15 protein-coding genes are annotated in these 20,549 nt (G+C 60.1%); 11 read left to right on the top strand and 4 right to left on the bottom strand.

Annotated features, from left to right (window positions below):
- Positions 1-114 precede the first annotated feature (114 nt).
- From JNB88_RS09260 to JNB88_RS09285, 6 genes are all read left to right on the top strand, one after another.
- Entirely contained in the window at positions 115-1,944 is a 1,830-nt protein-coding gene (locus tag JNB88_RS09260) for a sensor histidine kinase (RefSeq protein ID WP_420832177.1), read from the top strand.
- The gene (locus JNB88_RS09265) at positions 1,941-3,287 is read left to right on the top strand and encodes a sigma-54-dependent transcriptional regulator (RefSeq protein WP_220355195.1); all 1,347 of its coding nucleotides are present in this window, start codon (positions 1,941-1,943) and stop codon (positions 3,285-3,287) included. The genes JNB88_RS09260 and JNB88_RS09265 overlap by 4 nt, the downstream gene beginning before the upstream one ends.
- A gap of 186 nt (positions 3,288-3,473) precedes the next feature.
- Positions 3,474-4,457, top strand: a complete 984-nt coding sequence (locus JNB88_RS09270) for a tripartite tricarboxylate transporter substrate-binding protein (protein WP_220355196.1) — start codon at positions 3,474-3,476, stop codon at positions 4,455-4,457.
- 122 nt (positions 4,458-4,579) lie between these two features.
- Positions 4,580-5,041: a tripartite tricarboxylate transporter TctB family protein gene (locus JNB88_RS09275; RefSeq protein WP_220355197.1), complete on the top strand. Its 462-nt coding sequence runs from the start codon at positions 4,580-4,582 to the stop codon at positions 5,039-5,041.
- 9 nt (positions 5,042-5,050) lie between these two features.
- Entirely contained in the window at positions 5,051-6,556 is a 1,506-nt protein-coding gene (locus JNB88_RS09280; protein ID WP_220355198.1) for a tripartite tricarboxylate transporter permease, read from the top strand.
- Positions 6,557-6,606: 50 nt separating this feature from the next.
- The gene (locus JNB88_RS09285; RefSeq protein ID WP_220355199.1) at positions 6,607-7,596 is read left to right on the top strand and encodes a Bug family tripartite tricarboxylate transporter substrate binding protein; all 990 of its coding nucleotides are present in this window, start codon (positions 6,607-6,609) and stop codon (positions 7,594-7,596) included.
- A gap of 89 nt (positions 7,597-7,685) precedes the next feature.
- Here the strand turns inward: JNB88_RS09285 and JNB88_RS09290 are convergent, their stop codons facing one another.
- On the bottom strand, positions 7,686-8,597 hold the full coding sequence (locus tag JNB88_RS09290) for a LysR family transcriptional regulator (RefSeq protein WP_220355200.1): 912 nt from the start codon (positions 8,595-8,597) through the stop codon (positions 7,686-7,688).
- A 92-nt stretch (positions 8,598-8,689) separates the two neighbouring features.
- Here JNB88_RS09290 and JNB88_RS09295 point away from each other — a divergent pair, with 92 nt between their 5' ends.
- From JNB88_RS09295 to JNB88_RS09305, 3 genes are all read left to right on the top strand, one after another.
- Positions 8,690-9,565 carry an aldo/keto reductase family oxidoreductase gene (locus tag JNB88_RS09295; RefSeq protein WP_220355201.1) on the top strand — a complete coding sequence of 292 codons (876 nt, stop codon included), beginning with the start codon at positions 8,690-8,692 and terminating at the stop codon, positions 9,563-9,565.
- Between the two features lie 350 nt (positions 9,566-9,915).
- A complete protein-coding gene (locus tag JNB88_RS09300; protein ID WP_220355202.1) occupies positions 9,916-10,665 on the top strand; it encodes a glycerophosphodiester phosphodiesterase family protein in 750 nt (249 codons plus the stop codon).
- Between the two features lie 252 nt (positions 10,666-10,917).
- Positions 10,918-11,880 carry a sugar-binding transcriptional regulator gene (locus JNB88_RS09305; RefSeq protein ID WP_220355203.1) on the top strand — a complete coding sequence of 321 codons (963 nt, stop codon included), beginning with the start codon at positions 10,918-10,920 and terminating at the stop codon, positions 11,878-11,880.
- 245 nt (positions 11,881-12,125) lie between these two features.
- Here JNB88_RS09305 and JNB88_RS09310 read toward each other — a convergent pair whose 3' ends face one another.
- Positions 12,126-15,443, bottom strand: a complete 3,318-nt coding sequence (locus JNB88_RS09310) for a thiamine pyrophosphate-dependent enzyme (RefSeq protein ID WP_223217133.1) — start codon at positions 15,441-15,443, stop codon at positions 12,126-12,128.
- A 505-nt stretch (positions 15,444-15,948) separates the two neighbouring features.
- Between JNB88_RS09310 and JNB88_RS09315 the strand changes: the two genes are divergently transcribed.
- Complete coding sequence (locus JNB88_RS09315) at positions 15,949-16,725, top strand: DUF1194 domain-containing protein (protein WP_220355205.1); 777 nt, start codon at positions 15,949-15,951, stop codon at positions 16,723-16,725.
- Between the two features lie 41 nt (positions 16,726-16,766).
- On the opposite strand, the gene JNB88_RS09320 is transcribed toward JNB88_RS09315, so the two are convergent.
- Entirely contained in the window at positions 16,767-18,182 is a 1,416-nt protein-coding gene (locus JNB88_RS09320; protein ID WP_220355206.1) for an aminotransferase-like domain-containing protein, read from the bottom strand.
- A gap of 86 nt (positions 18,183-18,268) precedes the next feature.
- On the opposite strand from JNB88_RS09320, the gene JNB88_RS09325 reads away from it, so the two are divergent.
- Positions 18,269-19,132, top strand: a complete 864-nt coding sequence (locus JNB88_RS09325) for a DMT family transporter (protein WP_220355207.1) — start codon at positions 18,269-18,271, stop codon at positions 19,130-19,132.
- A 12-nt stretch (positions 19,133-19,144) separates the two neighbouring features.
- Here JNB88_RS09325 and JNB88_RS09330 read toward each other — a convergent pair whose 3' ends face one another.
- Positions 19,145-20,536 carry an LLM class flavin-dependent oxidoreductase gene (locus tag JNB88_RS09330; protein WP_220355208.1) on the bottom strand — a complete coding sequence of 464 codons (1,392 nt, stop codon included), beginning with the start codon at positions 20,534-20,536 and terminating at the stop codon, positions 19,145-19,147.
- Positions 20,537-20,549: the final 13 nt, after the last annotated feature.

Below are 20,549 nucleotides of genomic sequence, written 5' to 3' on the forward strand. Positions count from 1 at the left end.
TTTGCGAAACGGCTCCATGCCTCCTTTGAAGCCTCTTGGAAACCACGACGTTGACCTCTAGACTTGGCCTGACGGCCGAATTGGCCGCGACGAGGGAAGGAGGAGCCCGCGTTCGTGAACCAAAGTTTTCGTGGGCTAATCGCTTTCTGCCTGTTATCGGCGATTTGCTATGCTGCGGTCGTCCCTGGCAGGGAGCTTGTAACCCGAAGCTATATGGACGAGGCGTCATCGCAGGCGGGCTCTGCGCTTCGCCTCGCCGTCTCGGCCCTTGCAGGACATCTCAGTCGATACGAGCCGCTTCCGGAACTGATTGCTGACCACGACGACATCAAGAAGTTGGTGAGTGATCCCGATAATCCGGCGCTTCGGCAAGCGGCAAATATTTACCTGAAGGAGATCAACTCGCTCCTTGAGTCATCCGACATCTATGTGATGAGGGTGAATGGGGATACGATTTCCGCGAGCAATTATGACGGCCCAACCAGCTTCGTTGGAGAGAATTTCAGCTATCGGCCCTACTTTCAGGATGCTGCGGAAGGGCGCCAGGCGCGGTTTTACGCACTCGGCACGACATCACTGAAACGAGGCTACTATTTTGCTGCGCCGATCCGTGTGGATGAGGCAATCCGCGGCGTCATTGTCTTCAAAGTGGATATCGACTCAATTGAAGCTTCCTGGAAGGGCGGTGAATACAAGATCCTGGTCTCAGATCCGGAAGGCATCATCTTCATGACCGGCAGCCCGGAGTGGCTCTATTCCGGTATCTTGCCGTTGACGAGTGAGCGCCTTGAACGCACCCAGGCATCGCGTCGCTACGCCGAGGCCGCACTGAGGCAACTTCCCTTGAGGCAGCACGAGCTTGGCGGGCATCGTCTCACGACGATTGCGGACCCGGAGGCAACAAGGGAGTATCTGACGCTCTCGCATTACATGCGGGACGCGGACTGGACTGTCAGTGTCTTGATGGACACGAGTTCAGTGCACGCGCAGGCACGTACAATGCTGATTGCGGTCCTACTTTCCATCGGTCTGACTGGCCTTGTCGTCGCCATTGTCTTGCAGCGCCGTTCGCGTGCGCGGGAAAGAATGCGGATGCAAATCGATGCCCACAACGAGCTGGAGCATCGGGTAAGAGAGCGAACTGCGGATCTCGCGCGGGTCAATCAACGCATCGAGGAGGAAATTGCCGAGCGACGGTTGACCGAACAGAAGCTTCGCCAGACGCAAGCCGACCTCATTCAGGCGGGAAAGCTTGCAGGCCTTGGGCAGATGTCCGCAGCGCTGTCCCACGAGCTCAACCAACCGCTTGCCGCCGCCAAGACATATGTCGACAGTGCCGCCGTGTTGATTGAGCGCGATCGCACGGATGAGGCCCGTGACAATCTTCATCGGATCTCCGGACTGATCGATCGGATGGCTTCGATCAGCCGACACCTGCGCAACTTTGCGCGCAAACCGAACGAGAAGATCGGGCCGGTTTCGCTCGCCGATGCGATGGCCGATACACTTGAAATCGTTGCGGTACGCCTGAAGATCGCGGACGCGACACTTCTGGTCGATCTCGGCGATTCGTCGACTTTGGTGCAGGCTGGCTCGGTGCGGCTCCAACAGGTTCTCGTCAACATCATTACCAATGCGGCCGACGCTGTTGAAGGGTTGGAAGACAGACGCATCCACATCCTTGCGGAGCGCACCGAAAACAAGGTGGTGTTGACGATCCGCGACCACGGGCCGGGTGTGCCGCCCGCGATAACGGAACGCATATTTGACCCGTTCTTTAGCACAAAGGGCGTCGGCCGTGGCCTTGGGCTTGGCCTGTCAATCTCCTACAACATCATCAGGGACTTCGGCGGCAGCCTTACCGTCGCCAACGCATCCGACGGGGGCGCGGAATTCCGTATTGTGCTCAATCAGGCACCGGCGATTAGCGAGGCCGCCGAATGACGGGTAACCGGATTCTGCTGATCGACGACGAGGAGGAGATGCGCCGTTCGTCCGCCCAGGCACTCAGTCTGTTTGGGCTCGATGTTACGACGTTTGCCAGTGCCGAGCCGGTACTGGCGCGTATCGGCTATGGCTTCGACGGCGTTGTGATCAGTGACATTCGAATGCCCGGCATGGACGGGATGACACTATTGCAGCGCATACGCGAAATGGATTCCGAGATACCGGTCATCCTGGTAACGGGGCATGCGGACGTGCAGCTTGCGGTCAACGCGATGCACGCAGGTGTCTACGACTTCGTCGAAAAACCTTTCGCCGCCCAGCACCTCGTCGGCATCATCAGGCGTGCGCTCGATCGGCGGAGTCTCGTTCTTGAGAACAGGCGGCTGCGTGCCGTGGCTGGTAAGCGTGACGACATTGAGGCTCGTCTTCCTGGACGCACACAGATCATGGTAGACCTGCGCTATCGCTTGCGAGCAATTGCTGCAACCGATGCCGACACCCTGATCATAGGTGAAACCGGCGTGGGCAAGGAAGTCGTCGCCAGGGCGCTCCACGATACCAGCGCGCGCGCTGACAAACCGTTCATCGCCATCAATTGCGCTGCGCTGCCGGAAACCCTGATCGAGAGTGAGCTTTTCGGACATGAGGCCGGTGCCTTTCCCGGTGCTCTCCGTTCACGATACGGGAAGTTCGAGCATGGCCGTGGCGGTACGATTCTTCTCGACGAGATCGGCTCGATGCCGTCGGATCTGCAGGCGAGGTTCCTGCGCGTGCTGCAGGAGCGCATCATTACCCGTCTGGGTTCCAACGAGCCTGTCCCACTCGACGTACGCTTCATCGCCACCAGCAAGGTCGATCTCGAAGCCGAGGTTGCACGAGGACGCTTTCGTCCCGACCTCCTTTACCGTCTCAACGTTGCGACCATCCACGTGCCCTCGCTTTCCCAGCGTCAGGCCGACATTCCATTGCTTTTTCTCCAACTCGTGCGCGAAGCGGCGGCTCGCTATGGTCGCAATGACGTGGAGGTGCGACCGGAAACCATTGCCAAGATCGGTTTGCGAAGCTGGCCCGGCAATGTGCGCGAATTGCGAAACGCTGCCGATCGGCTCGTGCTCGGCCTTGATCTCCAGCCCGAAGATATCGGGGACGAGAACCAGAAGCTCGCCGACAAGGTTGCCGCTTACGAACGCGGCCTGATTGCAAGCGCGCTTGCCGCCCATGGCGGGAGCCTGCGGCCCGTCTACGAGACCCTCGGCGTTTCGCGCAAGACGCTCTACGAGAAAATGCAGAAATATGGGCTTGAGAAGGGGAGAAGGAATGAGGAGGAACTCGATGGGTAATGGGTGGAAATCCACCCATTACGGCGCGCCTTTGTCCCCGTTCCTACCCATTTTGCCTGATGAGGTGCTGAAAAATTAGAAATGCGGCGCCTCTGGCGGTTGTCGGTCCGCGCACGCGCTCCACAGTGACATGAGTGATCACCGGTGCGGGGGGAGCCGCCCGGAGAGTTGCTGGGAGGAAGAAACATGAAACTACTGAATGCTTTGCTGGGCGTGACGGCCATTGCTGCCGCTTCGCTCGTGTCCGCGTCTGCACATGCTCAGACCTACCCTGAGCGGACGATCACGATGGTGGTGCCGTTTGCCGCCGGCGGCCCGACGGATACCGTGGCCCGTCTGGTGGCGGAGTCCATGTCGAAGGATCTTGGTCAGCAGATTGTCGTCGAAAATGTCGGTGGCGCTGGTGGCACACTTGGAGCCGGACGCGTAGCTCAGGCCGACCCGGACGGCTACACCGTTCTCTTGCATCATATTGGCATGGCGACGAGTGCCACGCTTTACCGCAAGCTGGCCTATGACACCCTGAACGCCTTCGAATATGTGGGTCTCGTCACAGACGTGCCGATGACGATCGTCGCGCGCAAGGATTTCGAGCCGACTGACCTCAAGGGGCTTGTGGAATACGTCAAGGCCAACAAGGAAAGCGTCACGGTCGCCAATGCCGGCATCGGTGCGGCCTCGCACCTTTGCGGCATGATGCTGATGAGTGCCATTCAGACGCCTCTTACCACTGTTCCCTACAAGGGCACCGGACCTGCCATGACCGACCTGCTCGGTGGCCAGGTCGACATCATGTGCGACCAGACAACGAACACCACCAAGCAAATCCAGGGCGGCACAATCAAGGCTTACGCCGTGACTTCGCCCACGCGTCTGAAGGTTCTCCCGGATGTCCCGACGGCCATCGAAGGCGGCCTTGCCGATTTCCAGGTCGGTATCTGGCACGGGCTCTACGCGCCGAAGGGTACGCCCGCTGACGTGACCGAGCGGCTTTCGAAATCGCTGCAGGTTGCTCTCAAGGACCCGAACGTTGTTGCTCGTTTCGCCGAGCTAGGCACAGAGCCGTCGGCAGAAGCGGACGCAACGCCAGCGGTCCTGAAGGCCAAGCTGGAAACCGAGATCGCTCGCTGGAAGCCGGTGATCGAGGCGGCCGGCCAATACGCAGACTAGCGTCGTCGCTGACGGTTGCCGCCCGGGATGTCCTCGGGCGGCACGGCCTTTTTCCGAGCGGGCTGCCTAACCGCTTTGCAAGGGATCCGCCGTCAGTGCTTCTATTGCCGCGGGGGGAAGCTATGAAATCACTGAAGTTCGACAGCACCAACGCCCTGTGTGGCGGGCTCTTCATAGGGGTGGGTTGCTTCTTCATCTACCAATGCCTGAACCTTGAGCTTGGGACTGCGTTGCGCATGGGGCCGGGTTATTTTCCGCTTGTGCTTGCTGTTGTTCTGACACTTCTGGGCCTGATCGTACTGGTCCAGGCGATACGGGTCCAAGGCGAGCCGCTCGGTCCGATCGCGGTGCGTGGAATGGCCTTCATCCTCCCGGCGCCGATCATATTTGGATTGACTGTACGCGGTCTTGGCTTCGTGCCCTCACTCTTCGTCGCCGCGCTCGTTGCAGCCTTTGCGTCGACGCGGATGAAGGTGCCGCTGGCAATCGCCTTGGCCGCCGCAATAACCCTCTTTTCGGTCATCGTCTTCAGCTACGCGCTTGGGCTGCCGTTCGAGCGTTTCGGCCCTTGGGTTCGGTTCTAGGAGGCGCCCATGGATCTCGTCAGCAATCTCGCACTCGGATTCAGTACGGCCGCTTCGCCGGAAAATCTTCTTTTCTGTCTGATTGGCGTCCTTCTCGGCACGCTCATCGGTGTCTTGCCGGGTATCGGGGCAACTGCCACCATCGCCATGCTGTTGCCGATTACCTTCCAGCTCGAGCCAGTTTCGTCGCTGATCATGCTGGCCGGCATCTACTACGGCGCACAGTATGGCGGATCGACGACAGCCATCCTTATCAACATGCCGGGCGAATCTTCCTCTGCCGTGACCGCGATTGACGGCTATCAGATGGCCCGTCGCGGCAGGGCGGGGGCAGCGCTCTCGATTGCTGCGCTGGGCTCCTTTTTTGCCGGCACCGTGTCGACCTTTCTCGTAGCCATTTTCGCCATCCCGCTGACTGCGCTTGCGCTGAAATTCGGTGCTGCCGAATACTTCTCGCTGATGATCGTCGGCTTGGTTTCCTCGGTTGCCCTTGCGCATGGCTCGATCATCAAGGCACTTGCAATGGTTGCCCTTGGTTTGCTGCTTGGGCTGGTCGGGACGGATATCTATACGGGTACGCCCCGCTTTACCCTTGGCATTCGAGAATACGCCGACGGCCTAAACTTCGTTGCTGTCGCCGTCGGCGTGTTCGGCGTTGCTGAGATCCTCCGCAACCTGGAGGGTGAAAAGACCCGCACGGTGTTGATGGCAAAAGTCAGTGGCCTTTGGCCGACGCGCGAAGACTTCAAACGGATGGTCGCGCCGGTACTCCGGGGCACGGCCATCGGATCAGCATTGGGCATCCTGCCAGGTGGCGGTGCCATCCTTGCGGCCTTTGCTTCCTATACGGTGGAAAAACGCATCTCTGACCGTCCGCAGGAGTTCGGCCACGGAGCAATTGCTGGAGTGGCTGGGCCAGAATCGGCCAACAACGCCGGTGCGCAGACCTCATTCATTCCGCTGTTGACATTGGGCATCCCTGCAAATCCGGTGATGGCGCTGATGGTCGGCGCGATGATCATACAGGGCATAGTGCCGGGACCGAATGTGGCGAGCGAGCAACCGGCGCTGTTTTGGGGGATCATCGCGTCGATGTGGATCGGCAATCTGATGCTGGTTGTCCTCAACCTGCCGCTGATTGGCCTTTGGGTAAAGTTGCTGACGATACCCTACTACGTGCTCTTCCCGATCATCATGGCCTTCTGCTCGATCGGGGTCTACAGCGTCAACAGCAACGTCTATGACCTCTACGCCGTCGCCTTTTTCGGGCTGGCCGGATATCTGCTTGTCAAACTGCGGTGCGAGCCGGCGCCGTTGCTTCTCGGCTTCGTGCTGGGGCCACTGCTTGAGGAAAACCTCAGGCGCGCAATGATCCTGTCGCGCGGCGATCCGACGACCTTTATCACGCGTCCGATCAGCGCTGTGCTGCTTCTTATCGCCCTCGCCGTCCTGTTGGTCGTGTTCTTGCCCTCGGTAAAGGCCAAGCGCGAGGAGGTGTTCCAGGAGGAGGACTGAACAGATCATTCAGGCGCATGGAAATTGGTTTGCAACAAGGAGGAATGAGGATGACAAGACTGAAGCTGACGCGTCGAGGCACGCTTGCCGGAGGATTTTTTCTGGCGACAGTCCTGTCGGCGGGATTGCCGGCGCAAGCGGCTGATTTCCCTGATCGTCAGGTTACGCTGGTTGTCCCATTTGCCGCCGGCGGGTCGACAGACGTGGTCGCCCGCATTCTTGCGCAGAAGATGTCGGAAGACCTTGGCCAGCAGGTCATCGTGCAGAACGTTGCCGGAGCAGGTGGCAATCTTGGCGCCGACAACGTCGCGCGTGCCGATCCGGATGGTTATACGATCCTGATGGGAACAGTTGCGACCCATGCGCTCAATCCGTTGATCCTGAAGTCGACCCCCTATGATCCCGAAAAGGATTTTGCGCCAATTTCGCTGTTGGTCCTGGTTCCCAACGTTCTTGTCGTCAATCCTGAATTGCCAGCCAAGACCCTGGCCGAACTGGTTGCTCTTTTAAAGGCCAATCCGGGGACCTACAGCTATGCCTCTTCAGGCAACGGTACCCCGCTGCACCTTTCCGGAGAGCTTTTCAAGGCAATGGCCGGCGTCGACATGGAGCACATCCCCTACAAGGGATCAGGCCCGGCGTTGAACGATGTTCTCGGCAATCAGGTTCCAATCATGTTCGACAACCTGCCGTCATCATCAGGTCATATCAAGAGCGGTACTTTGCGAGCACTTGCGGTCACCACCAAGGAACGCGCGCCGTCCTTCCCCAATGTTCCAACGGTTGGCGAGACCGTCCCCGGCTATGAAACCTATACGTGGAACGCGCTTTTTGCGCCCGCGGGCACACCGGCGGATGTCGTTGAGCGTCTCAACGCTGCCGCCAACAAGGCGCTTGCCGACCCAGAGGTCAGCAAGAAGATGGCTGACTTCAGCGCCGTCATCATAGCGTCCACGCCGGAGCAACTCGGGGCCCATGTGAAGGCGGAGATTGCCAAGTGGACGCCGGTTGTTCGTGACGCGAAGATTGAACTTGAATGAGGGGTTGCGGCCCTTGCCAAGCATGTTGACGATCCAAAAAGGGTGGGAGCCCGCTGCAATGCGGGCACCGTTTTGCTGCAGGCATGGCATCAAATCCGTGCCTCCGGGGACTTCAGGAAGTCGATGAACGCTCTGAGCGGCGCTGGCACGAGCCGTCGCCCGGGGTAGTAAAGGAATGGGCCGGAGAAGCGCTGCCACCATGGTTCGAGGATGGGTTCGAGGGCGCCGCTCGTGAAATGCGGTCTCAGCCAGTCTTCAAAAAGGTAAATCACCCCTGTTCCGGCGATTGCGGCATCGACGGCAAGGTCAGTCCCTCCACCTACCCGCACGATCAGGGGACCGGTCGGATCGACGCGCACCACTTCGCCGCCGCGCTCGAATTCCCATGGCGTCGTCATCACGCCGCTCGAGAAGCGGCCAAGCAGGCACGCATGCGCAAGCAGATCGCCTGGGTGTTGTGGGCGGCCATTGCGACGCAGATAGGCCGGGGACGCCGCGGTCGCAAATCGCTGGATGCGCGGCCCGATCGGGACGGCGATCATATCCTGCTCCAGCCGCTCGTCGTAGCGGATGCCGGCGTCGCACCCAGCCGCGAGCACGTCGACAAAGCTCTCCTCCGTGACCACCTCCAGTCGAATGTCGGGATAGGTCGCGAGGAACGGCGGAACAATGGCCGGCAGAACAAGCCGGGCTGCGCTGACAGGAACATTTAGGCGCAACATACCTGCCGGTCTGTCGCGAAAGCCATTGACCACATCGAGCGCCAGCTCCACCTCCGTCAAGGCTGGACCAAGGCGCTGCAGCAGGACCTTGCCTGCTTCGGTCGGGACGACGCTACGTGTTGTCCTGTTCAAGAGCCTGACGCCCAGCCTGGTTTCGAGACGGCGGACCGCTTCACTGAGAAAGGAGGCGCTGTTTCCACCAACCCTCGCAGCCTCGCGAAAGCCGCCGGCGCGGGAGACCTCTACGAAGGCGTTGAGGTCGCTCAGATCGATTTTCATTGTTCGCCACTCCGCACAGCCTGTGCAGAATTATCGAGTTTTCATGCACGATTACAACACCTATCCTGGTGATCTCTCGAAAGGAGCAAAGCATGTCCAATGTCGATCCGTCCCGTACCTTCAACCTCGGCGACCGCAGCGTCAGGCGGCTGGGCTATGGCGCAATGCAGCTCGCAGGGCCAGGCGTTTTTGGTCCACCCAAGGATCATGACGCGGCCGTGGCAGTGCTGCGGGAGGCCATTGCGAAGGGCGTAAACCACATAGATACCAGCGACTTCTACGGCCCGCATGTTACCAATCAGCTTATCCGCGAAGCGCTTCACCCCTATCCTGAGGATCTTGTTATCGTCACCAAGATTGGCGCACGACGGGGTGCGGACAAGTCATGGAACCCGGCCTTTTCGCGCGAGGAGCTGACGGCAGCGGTGCACGACAACCTTCGCAATCTGGGTGTGGATGTGCTTGATGTCGTCAACCTTCGGATTATGTTCGACGTGCACGGCCCTGCCGAAGGCTCGATCGAGGCGCCGCTTGCGGTCCTGGCTGATCTCCAGCGGCAAGGTCTGGTGCGTCATGTCGGACTGAGCAACGTAACCCGCAAGCAGATCGTCCAAGGCCGGGCAATCACCGAGATCGTCTGTGTGCAGAACCAGTACAATCTGGCGCAGCGCAAAGACGATGCCCTGATCGACGATCTTGCCCGCGAAGGCATCGCTTATGTACCGTTCTTCCCGCTCGGCGGATTTACACCGTTGCAGTCGTCCATATTGTCTGATGTCGCGGCAAGGCTTGGTGCGTCGTCCATGCAGGTGGCGCTAGCCTGGCTGCTGCAACGCGCGTCGAACATCCTGCTGATCCCCGGCACATCCTCGCTCGGTCACCTTCGAGAAAATCTCGCGGCAAACGGGCTCGCGCTCGGAGACGCCGACGTGGCTGAACTGGACGGCATAGCGGGTTCGGTAGCCTGAGCAAGGTATCGGGCCCCGTGACGAACTGACTGCTCTACATCGTTTGGTGTAGCAAAGTTAGCGCTGACGATAGATCGGGGTGCTGACGTCAAGCAACGTCAGTTCACCAACGCCAATTGCCGCGCATGTCTTTGAACGACAGGCAATCGCGTCTCAAAGCGAATGCCTGCAGTTCAAGCCACACGTTCTTGCGAGCCGGTGCAATACCCCGCCGGATTCGACAAAAGAAAACGGGTGGGCATCTGCCCACCTCCGGCGTCAAACGTCACAAAACGGTTGTGACATGCCTCTAAATGACGGCTGGCAAGGCCGCAAAGGTGCGGCTCCACCCCATCGTCGGCAGGTGTGACATGACAAGAATAGTGGGCCACCGCGGGGCCCGAAGCCTGTGGCCGGAAAACTCGATGGAGGGATTTCAACGGACACTGGCCCTCAATGTGGATGCAATTGAACTCGACGTGCATCTGACGGATGCGGGTGAACTACTGGTCATCCATGACGCAACTCTCGATAGAACCGCCGAGGCGAGCGGAACAGTACGGGCTCTTTCTAAAAACGACAGAATGACCATAGCGCTAAAGGGCTCTCATGCAGGGATTCCGACCCTGGACGAAGCCCTAAGATTTCTCGCGTCTTCACGTCCGGTCGATCTGCATGTGGAGCTGAAGGCTGATCTTAATGGAACCCCATATTCCGGGCTTGAGACGCAGGCGGCCGATGCGATCCGGCGCCACGGCCTGGCCGGGCGCAGCTTGTTGACAAGCTTTAATCTCGATGTCCTCGCGGAATGCCGCCGGGTCGCGCCCGAGATCGGCAGGCTTTGTTCCATCAATTCCCGCTCTGTCGAGGCCCTCGGTCTTACCGCATCGGTGAGCCAAGCAGCAACACTGGCCGAAATCGTCGCCGTGGAGAAGGCGTTGTTTGCGGAGGCATTCGAGGAAATCACCGCCATCGTACCGCGCGAGCGTCTTTGCGTCTGGGTATTGAATGATCGGGCAGGCCTTGAGGGCTGGCTTGCCAGGAATGTCGGTTGGATCACCAGTGACGATCCGATCCTGGCACTTTCGGCCCGCGCTGGAACTCTTGCTGTCGACCTTTGATCGCCTCGCGGGGCCGTTGCAGCGCATGTTTCTGGCGTGCGGGCGATTGGCTTTGTCGCACCGGGCGATCCACGGCCGCGAAGGCGTGAAACCCTCCCGCAAGCTGGAGCAGTTGCGTTGCCGAGGGCTGTGCCGATTTGCGCGGATTGCTCGGCAAGTTCCTGGCCCAGCCAGAGCACGCATTCACCGCGGGATGAGAGCAGCGGACCAACGTGACAGGCGGATCTCAGGATTCTGTAAGGAGATGCATGGATGACTGCAAAGAAGGAAGCCAACGCCAAGCTTGACTTCATGGCGAAGGCTGGCTGGCTCTACTACATGGCCGGAAAAAGCCAGGACGAGATCGCGCACAAGCTTGGCGTGTCCAGGCAGACGGCACAGCGTCTGGTCGCTCGTGCAGTCTCAAATGGGCTAATCAAGATTCGCTTTGACCACGCTGTCGGCGATTGCATGGAGCTTGGTGCCAGACTCAGCCAACGATACGGTCTGCAATTTGTCGAAATCGTGCCTTCTGAGACCCGCGACGCCAACGGGCCCGGCGGACTGGCGCAGGCCGCAGCCGCAGAGATTGAGCGACGCCTTTCCTCCCCGAAGCCGCTAGTGGTCGCAATCGGAACGGGTCACACGCTCAAGGCCGCGGTTGAGGAAATGGTGCCGGTCGAGGCGCCGCAACACCGGATCGTATCACTGACCGGCAATATCACACGCGAGGGCTCGGTATGGTTTTATAACGTCGTCTTCAAGATGGCCGACCTCGTTACCGCCAAATGCTTCCCTATGCCTGTACCTGTTATTGCCTCGTCAAGGCAGGAGCGCACAACTCTTCATAGCCAACCGGGAATCGGAAAGACACTGGCCCTTGCAGCACGCGCCGACGTGGCGTTCGTGGGGGTTGGTGATGTTGGTGCTGAGGCTCCGCTTTCGATCGACGGTTTCATTTCCAGGGATGAATTGGTCGAGTTGCAGCGAGCAGGCGCGGTTGGCGAGATCGTAGGATGGACCTTCGACCGGCACGGCAACTTGATCAAGGGAATGACAAACGATCGAGTGGCGAGCGCCCCGATCCCGTGCTGCAGCCGCACGCTTGTGATCGGGGTAGCCAAGGGCAAGCGCAAGGTTGCGGCTCTTCACGGAGCGCTCACGGGAAAATTGATAAATGGGTTGATGACAGACGAAGCGACCGCAATCGCATTGCTCAATGTCAGCACGGCCTGAGGTAGCTGCCGCGCGGGAAACCTGGATCGCGCTTTCTGCACAAGATCAAAGGTACTGCCGACACGGGCTAGGGAAAGGGAAGTTCGCTGCTTCGCCAACGGCGCAGCAGCGGTCACGGCAGACTTCTTCGGGACTTTGCTCACCGCGCAGATACCAGCGAGAGCCGATGTTTCCCGAGGTACGGGCCGTCCGACCGTGGGCACGCGACAGAAACACCGTGGGTCCCAAGGCGCACGCACATATGATCAGCGCGGTCTTCCGACGGTTGCAACTGCGGCCGCATAGGTGATGCCGCCACCAAAAGCGACGAGGCCGAGCCTGTCTCCGGGATTCGTGGTCGGCAGGGCATCCATCAATGCCAGCGGAATTGTCGAAGAGCTGGTATTGCCGAAAGTGCGAATGATCGAGTGTGCCGGGCGACCGGATCGACGGGCTATGGCATCAATGATGCGTTGATTGGCCTGGTGGACCACCAACAGGTCGATGTCATCAATGGTGATGCCTTCGGCAGCGCAGGCCGAGGTCAACGTCGCGGACATGGCACGGACAGCATCCGCGAAGACCTCGCGGCCATTCATCTTGATGTAGCCTTCGCCGGCAAGCGGTACGCTGAGCATATTACCGGACTCCGGGGCCCCGGCAATCGTCGGCTGTGCGAAGGTAAAGAGTGCTGGCTGTTCGTGATCCCGGCCCTGGACGAGCGAGGCGGTTGCTGCGTCGGCGAACAGCACTGCAGTGTTGAAATCGTCCTGGTCGAGTAGCGGCGACAGCACTTCCGACGTAACGACGAGCACGCGAGCCGCGGGATTGTTGGACACGAAATCGCGCGCCTGGGCGAGGGCAAAAAGGTAGCCCGAGCATGCGGCATTGATGTCGTAGGCTGGCAGGTTTGCGCGGCCCGCCGTGCTTACGGCGTCGGCAACGCGACAGGCCAAGGATGGCGTGACGATGTCAGGAGTGCCGGTTGTGGCGATGACGAGGTCAATGTGCTCTATGCCAAGGCCTTGCTCCTCCAAAAGTTTCTGCGTTGCAGCAGTTGCCAGAGAGAGCACCGTTTCGCCCGGCTGGACCCAGCGACGGCTTTCGATGCCGGTCAACTTGGCGATATCGCCTGCATCGCGCTTAGGCCAGTTGCCGCGCAGGTCCGAATTGTTGACCGTGCGGCCGCCGGTGACGCCGGCAATGGCGGTAACGCCGACGGCGGCCCGCGAGCGGCCGACTACGGCCGGAGCTGCGACGGGAAGGGCTCGACGCTTGAGGATTGCCTTGTCGATGCGTTCGGCGTTGACGGCGGCCTGGCGCGGGGTGGTGCCCGCGTCGGCCTCGACAAATACGAGCGGAGCTCCGATGGCGATCTTCTGCCTCGGCTCGACTGGAACCGAGAGGACCCTGCCGGTCACGGTCGCCTGTATTTCAACGGTGGCTTTGGTAGCCTCGACGACGGCGATGAGGTCGCCAATCTTTATGGTATCGCCTTGCTTCACCAGCAATTCGACAATCTCGACTTCATCGTCGGCCGGGCCGGAGCCGATGGCGGTGATTGCCAGAGGGCCGGTATCGGCTTTCGGTGCTTCCCACTCGAGATCGAATTCGAGCAACGCCGCGGCAGCTTCCATAATCCGGCGGTAGGAAGGCAGGGTCTCGAGCTGGCGATCAAACTGGAATGGCACGTGGATATCGTCGCGCGTGACGCGCCTGGCGCTAACCGGGATGCCGGCCTTTTCCATCACCGTCGCCATCACTTCGGCGCCGAACCCGGCCGTGTGATTGTCTTCGTGAACGACGAGAAGGCGCTTCGTACGACGCACCGAACGCAAGACTGCATCCTCGTCCCATGGTGAGATTGAGCGCAGGTCGAAGAGATCCGTTTCGGCACCGGCCGCTGAAAGTGTGTCGGCCACAAGCAGGGACTGGGTAAGCGGATTGCCCCAGGTGACCAGCGTGAGGTCGCTGCCAGTGCGCACGGTACGAGCACGGCCGGGAAGGACGAAGTGGCGGTCTATATCCGAGGAGGTGCGGCGATCGGAATGGTTCAGCAGGCTCTTGGGATAAAGGAAGACCGTTGGACGCATGCTCTCAAAGGCAGCATTCAGCAAGCCCACAGCATCGCCAGCGCTCGACGGCATGACGACGTCAATACCCGGAACATGGGCAAGGACGGATTCCAGAGTTTGGGCATGGAACGGGCCGAGGCCGGCCTTGTAGCCACCGCAGCTAACCATCAGGATGACTGGAACCTGCCATGCACCGTCCGTGCGCCAGTACATCGAGCCGAGCTCGGAGATGATCTGGTTGAAGGCGAGAGGCAGGAAATCGGCGAACTGCAGGAACGCAACCGGACGCTGGCCTGTCAGCGCTCGGCCGATCGAGGTGCCGACAATGGTCGATTCCGACAAGGGTGCGTTACGGACGCGGCCCGGGAAGGCGGTGGAGAGGCCCTTGGTGACGCCAAACACGTCGCCCTTGGGGTCTTCGATGTCTTGACCTAACAGATGAACATCGGGATTTCCCGCCAGGTGTTCGCGCAGCGCCCGATTGAGCGCCTCGCGCATCGAGAGCGTCGCCGACTGGCTGTCGCCGCGATACTCCTTGGTTCGTACGAAGCTGGCCGGGTAGGGAGCCTTGGCCTCGCCGTTGGTTGTGGGCGTTGCTTCGCGGCGCGCTTCGGCCGCAGCGGCTGCTACCTCGGCGGTAAGGTCGGTTTCGAGCTGCGCCAGCGCGGCGTCGCCAATCTGCGATTCCCGCAGCAACTGGCGCACGGCCTCCAGGGGGTCGCGGAACTTGCCAGTCTTGAGATCGTCGGCTGTACGATAAAGTGCCTGGTCGTCGGCGTTCGTGTGGTCGGAGAGACGCTCCAACTCCATCAGGACGATGGATGGGCCACGAGTAGTGCGGGTGTGGTTGACTGCTGCTTCGAAGGCGGCGCGAGTGGACCCGAGATTGACGCCGTCGACGCGCCGGATTTCCAGGCCGAGAAAACTCTCGGCAGGGCCGTTCGGCAGGTCGAAAAAGGTCTGCCCAGGGGTCTTGGTCGAGATGGCCCAATTGTTGTTCTGGACGACAAACACGACCGGGGCTTCGGTGCGGACAGCCTCCGCGACTGCCTCGAGGAATTCGCCCTGCTGGGTCGTGCCATCGCCAACGCAGCAGATGACGACCGGCGCATTCGGGTGGGATTTTACCGCCTGCGCGTTGCCCACTGCGTGAAGCGCGTTGTTGCCAACAGGGCCGACCATCGAGGCGACCTTTAGGTCGCGTGCGGAATAATGCGCACTCATCTGCCGGCCTGCGGAATGGGAGCCCGCGGTTGCGAGGAGGCTGGAAAAGAACTCTTTCAGCGGCATGCCGCGCGCCACGAGAAGCGCTTTGTCGCGATAGTGGAGGTGCAGCCAGTCCTCGGTGCCCAGGTGGTCGGCGATTAGTGCCGTCGATTCGTGGCCGGCACCAGACACATGGAAATGGGCCAGGCCCTGTTTCACGAGATCCTGTTCAACGCGGTCGATCTCACGGGCCAGAAACATAGCCCGGTGGAGACGCAGCATCGTCGGTATCTCAGAGGTCATCAACATTGCGTGTGGACCCTAGACACCTCGACGGCCAAAATCCAGACCATCCACGAAGCCTTGTGAAAAAGTATGGCTGGTTTCCCCAAAGATGTTGCCCCGCCGAACCTCAGGCGCCGGGGAGCAGGCGAGGCACTTGCCCCCAGCGAGGCATTTTTTGATGGTCGATGGCATTGTCGGTATCCACCGTAACCTTAAAAAGCGGTTGAGGACTGGTCGAGCAGAACATGGCGTCGATTCGGGCAATGGGCGTTCGACTTAGGCAGGTCGACCTCGTTCAGGAAAAAAGCGCTGGTTATAGCGTTCGAATCACGAGGCCGGAGGCACGGGGCAGGCGCGGTGCGACGTGACTGGCCCCCATCCGCAGGTGAACGCGGCCCGTTCGGACCGCAAGCTTGAGGACTATCACCGAAATTTGACTGAAAGGGTACGGCGCGACGTCGCCTCGGGGTCAAGCTATGGTACATTTTTGGCGGGCGAACAAACCCAAGTGATCGGAGTGCCAATGTTTGAAACGCTCGCGATGCTGATCAGCCTCTCCGGTGCTACACCCGTTGCGGAGCAGCTAGGGGGAGGTGAGGTTGATGTGAAGCTGGTCCTTGCTGTTGATACCTCCCGCTCCATGGATCAGGAAGAGGTTCGCATTCAGCGCGAGGGCTATGTCGAAGCGCTGAAGCACAAGGAGTTCATCGACGCGGTGACTGGTGGGCTTACTGGTCGCATTGCCATCAGCTACTTCGAATGGGCAGGCTATGTTGTCCCCGATTCCGTCATCGATTGGCACATGATCGAGACCGAGCAGGATGCAGTGGATTTTGCCAGGAAGCTTGAGCAGCGCCCCATCACGACACAGCGTCGAACGTCGATTTCGACCGCGATTGCCCAAGGGGCGTCAATGATCGTGTCCAGCCCTTACACAGGCATGCGGCAGGTGATCGATGTTTCCGGAGACGGTACAAACAATTCAGGCAATCCCGTCGCGCCAACCCGAGACAAGGCTGTTGAAGCTGGCATTGTCATCAATGGGCTGGCGATCATGCTGCGGCCTTCCGGGGCACCTGGAGGGCTCGATAAATATTACGCTGACTGCGTGATAGGCGGTCCCGGTTCCTTCGTCTTGCCAGTCTACAAGGTCGAGGACTTTGCTGTTGCAATCCGGCGCAAGCTCGTCCTCGAAGTAAGCGGTCTTCCATCTCCGCCAACAACGATCAAAATTGCTGGTCAGCCTGCGACCGACTGCATGGTCGGTGAAAAGCAGTGGCAGGACATGTTTGATCGCTGATCCCGACAAAATGGGTATCCACCTCGGACTCGGCAGGTTTTTTAGCTGTTCAGCACATCGCGAAGGACATCAAAAATACGCGGATCGAGTGTCTGAGACACATTGAAGCGTACAAAGGTCCTTGCGGATTGAGTGAGGCTGAATGCGTTTCCAGGCGCAAGCACGATCTTCCTTTCAAGGGCGGCACGCGCAAGATCGGCTGCGTCGGTGTCGTCGGGCAGCCTACACCATAAAAACATTCCGGCCGTCGGTTCCAGCCAGGGAACGATGCCCAGGTTCTTCAGACGGACCGAAACATCGAACATTGCCCGCGACAAGCGGTCTCGCAAGGTCTCGGTGTGCTTGCGATAGCTGCCGTCGCTCAGCACGTGATAGACAAGCTCGGCCGCAAGCCTGCCGCCGCCGAAGGTTGTCGCGATCTTCAGGTCAGTCAACCCGTCGACCCATTCCCTTTTTGCCGCAATGAACCCGCAACGGGCCGCCGCAGACAGCGTCTTGGAGAAGCTTCCGATGTGGATGACCCTCTCCAGTCCGTCAAAGGCTGCCAGGCGTGGGGCGGGTGTGTGTTCGAAATCAGCGAATATATCGTCTTCAATGACAGTCAGGTCGAATTGATCGGCAAGCTTCAGGACCCTGTGTGCTACAACAGGTGAGAGTGTCGCACCAGTCGGATTGTGGATCGCAGAATTGGTGATGTAGAGCCGTGGCCGATGCTCGGCGACGGTCCGGGCAAAGATCTCGATATCGGGACCTGACGGCGTATAGGGGACGCTGATGACGCTGGCGCGATGCGCTCTGAGCAGGGCCTGAAAATTGAAGTAGCAGGGATCGTCCACCAAGACCGTATCGCCAGGCTCCAGAAGGAGCCTGCAAAGAAGGTCGATCGCCTGGGTGCCGGATTCAGTCAATATGATCTGATCTGGCGAAGCCTCCACCCCTCGTTCGGCCAGTCGCCTGGCGATGAGTTGGCGCAGTGGCGGTAATCCAAGCGGAGGGCCGTAGTCGGTCAGCGCTACGCTGCTGTTGCGCGAAAGCGATCTCAAGGCGCGGCGAATGCCGTCTTCCGGAAGCCACGCAGGCGGAAGCCACCCGCAACCCGGCTTGAGATCGCCTTCCTCTGCCTCGAGCGATTGTCGCGACACCCAGAAGGGGTCGACGGCGCGATCGAGCCTCGGGCCGACGTCCGAAAGGGAAAACGGAGCCGCCTGGTTTGCGACGTAGAAGCCGGATCCCGGTCGAGACAGGATCGTGCCGTCGGCCACCAGGCGTTCGTAGGCATCGACGACTGTCGATGTCGAGACGTCCAATGTAGCAGCCATCGATCGAACCGACGGGAGCTTTGCGCCTGGCGTCAGGTTTCGACCGGCAATCCGTTTTTGGATCGTGGCCATGACCATCGCCACGCGGGTGACGTTCGGTTTCGTATTTTCTTCCATCCGTACTGCCACCTCGAGCATAACAGTTTTGGCAAACTGTACCAGACTGTCGCTGGCGATGCCATGGCTGTGAGCTCATAAGCAAGAGATGGACGAGAGGAATTCGTATGGACCGCATGGCATCTGGATGGCTTAACGGCCTTATCGGCGTTGTGATCTTCAGTGGCTCGCTGCCTGCCACGCGTGTGGCGGTCATGCAATTTGATCCGGTGTTTTTGACCGTCGCGCGGGCGGCAATTGCAGGCATGCTTGCACTTGGATTGCTGCTTTGCTTCGGTGCAAGACGTCCGGGCCGCCATGATGTGCCGCCGCTATTGGTGGTCGCCGCGGGTGTGGTTATTGGCTTTCCCCTGTTGACCGCGTTGGCACTGCAATACGTGACCTCCGCCCATTCGATAGTCTTCATCGGACTGTTGCCCCTTGCCACTGCTGTTTTTGGCGTCGTGCGGGGCGGGGAACGTCCAAAGCCGGCATTCTGGTTTTTTGCGGGCGCGGGAAGTGCGCTTGTCTGCGGCTTTGCACTGGCGCAGGGCTTCACCGCCGCACCCCTCGGAGATGTCCTTATGGTGGCGGCCGTCCTTCTCTGCGCGCTCGGATATGCCGAAGGCGCGAAGCTCTCGCGAACACTGGGGGGATGGCAGGTCATTTCATGGGCGCTTGTCCTGTCGCTGCCCCTCATGATCCTTGCCTCCACCTGGTACATGCCGGCAAGCTTTGACGGCATCGACGCGCCTGCGGTGATCGGTCTCGTCTATGTCTCGCTTTTCAGCATGCTGATCGGCTTTTTCTTCTGGTATCGGGGGTTGGCCCAAGGCGGCACTGCCAGCGTCGGTCAATTGCAATTGCTTCAGCCTTTCCTCGGTCTGACGCTGGCCGCCACACTCCTGCACGAAACGGTGACATGGACCATGTTTGCCGTGACCGCCGCGGTCATTGCCTGCGTTGCGGCCGCCCGCAAGTTCGCTCGCTGAGCTCCCCTGTGGCTAGCCGGCAAGCTTTCTCGAGACTTGTCCGAGCTCGCGATAGGTTGCGCCCGGATGCGGGGCCTGCAGGCGCGGGCCTTTGCCGCCCAGTTTTTCCCGGAGGGTTCCTGCTCTATACTCCGTCTTGTAGGCGCCGCGCCGTTGAAGCTCAGGAACCAGAAGGTCGACCGCATCCTCGAAGCTTTCCGGCGTCACCGCATAGGCGAGGTTGAAGCCGTCGACATCCGTCTCCTCCATCCACTCCTGCATCAGGTCGGCTACAGTTGCAGGCGACCCCACGAAGACCGGGCCAAAGCCACCGACACCGACCCAATCAGCCATCTCGCGTACCGTCCATTCCTTGCCGGGATCGATCGTGGTGAAGGTCTCTACGGCCGATTGCACGGCGTTGGTATGACGATGCCGCAGCACTTCGTCAGGGCCGAACTGACCGAAGTCGATCCCCGTCCAGCCGGAGATCAGCGTAAGCGCGCCTTCAAGCGATGCGTATTGACGATATTCGTTGAACTTGCGTTGCGCTTCTGCGTCCGTTTCTCCGAGGATAATTGTCTGGAGGTTGAAGGCGAGGATTTCGCGCGGGTTGCGGCCCGCCCGCTCGGCGGCCTGTCGGACATTGGCGACATAGCGCTTGAGCACCGGCTTGGACGGAGCTGCAACGAAAATGCACTCGGCATGGGCGCCTGCAAAGTCCTTCCCCCGGCTCGATGCGCCTGCCTGATAAAGAACGGGCGTGCGCTGCGGGGAAGGCTCGCTAAGGTGAATGCCCGGTACGTTGAAATGCTTGCCTGAATGGGCGATCGGATGAACTTTTCGCGGATCTGTGAAGACACCTTTCAGGCGGTCGCGGACAACGGCATCATCCTCCCAGCTGCCCTCCCAAAGCTTGTAGCAGACCTCGAGGTACTCGTCCGCGAGGTCGTAACGATCATCGTGGTTCGTCTGTGCAGGCTGGCCGACATTGAGTGCGCCGCTGTTCAGGTAGGATGTGACGATGTTCCAACCGACCCGCCCCTTGGTCAGATGGTCAAGAGTGGAGATCCGCCGGGCGAAGGTATAGGGGTGCTCGAAGGATAGTGATGCGGTCAGCCCGAAGCCGAGGTGTTCGGTCTCATAGGCCATGGTTGGAATCAGTTGCAGAGGATCGTTAACCGGCACCTGTGCCGAGTGGCGAAGTGCAGCATCGACATTGCCGTTCAGCACATCATATACGCCTAGCACGTCGGCGATGAAGAGCCCGTCGAATTTGCCACGCTCCAGGGTCTTGGCCAAGTGTACCCAGTAGTCGAGATCCTTGTAAGTCCAGGATTTGTCGCGCGGGTGACGCCAGAGGCCTGGCGACTGGTGTCCGACGCAGTTCATGTCGAAGGCGTTCAGCCTGATTTCTCGGCTCATGTCACTGTTCCTG

The organism is Rhizobium cauense (assembly GCF_019511525.1).
In the GTDB taxonomy this organism is placed as follows: Bacteria; Pseudomonadota; Alphaproteobacteria; order Rhizobiales; family Rhizobiaceae; genus Rhizobium; species Rhizobium cauense.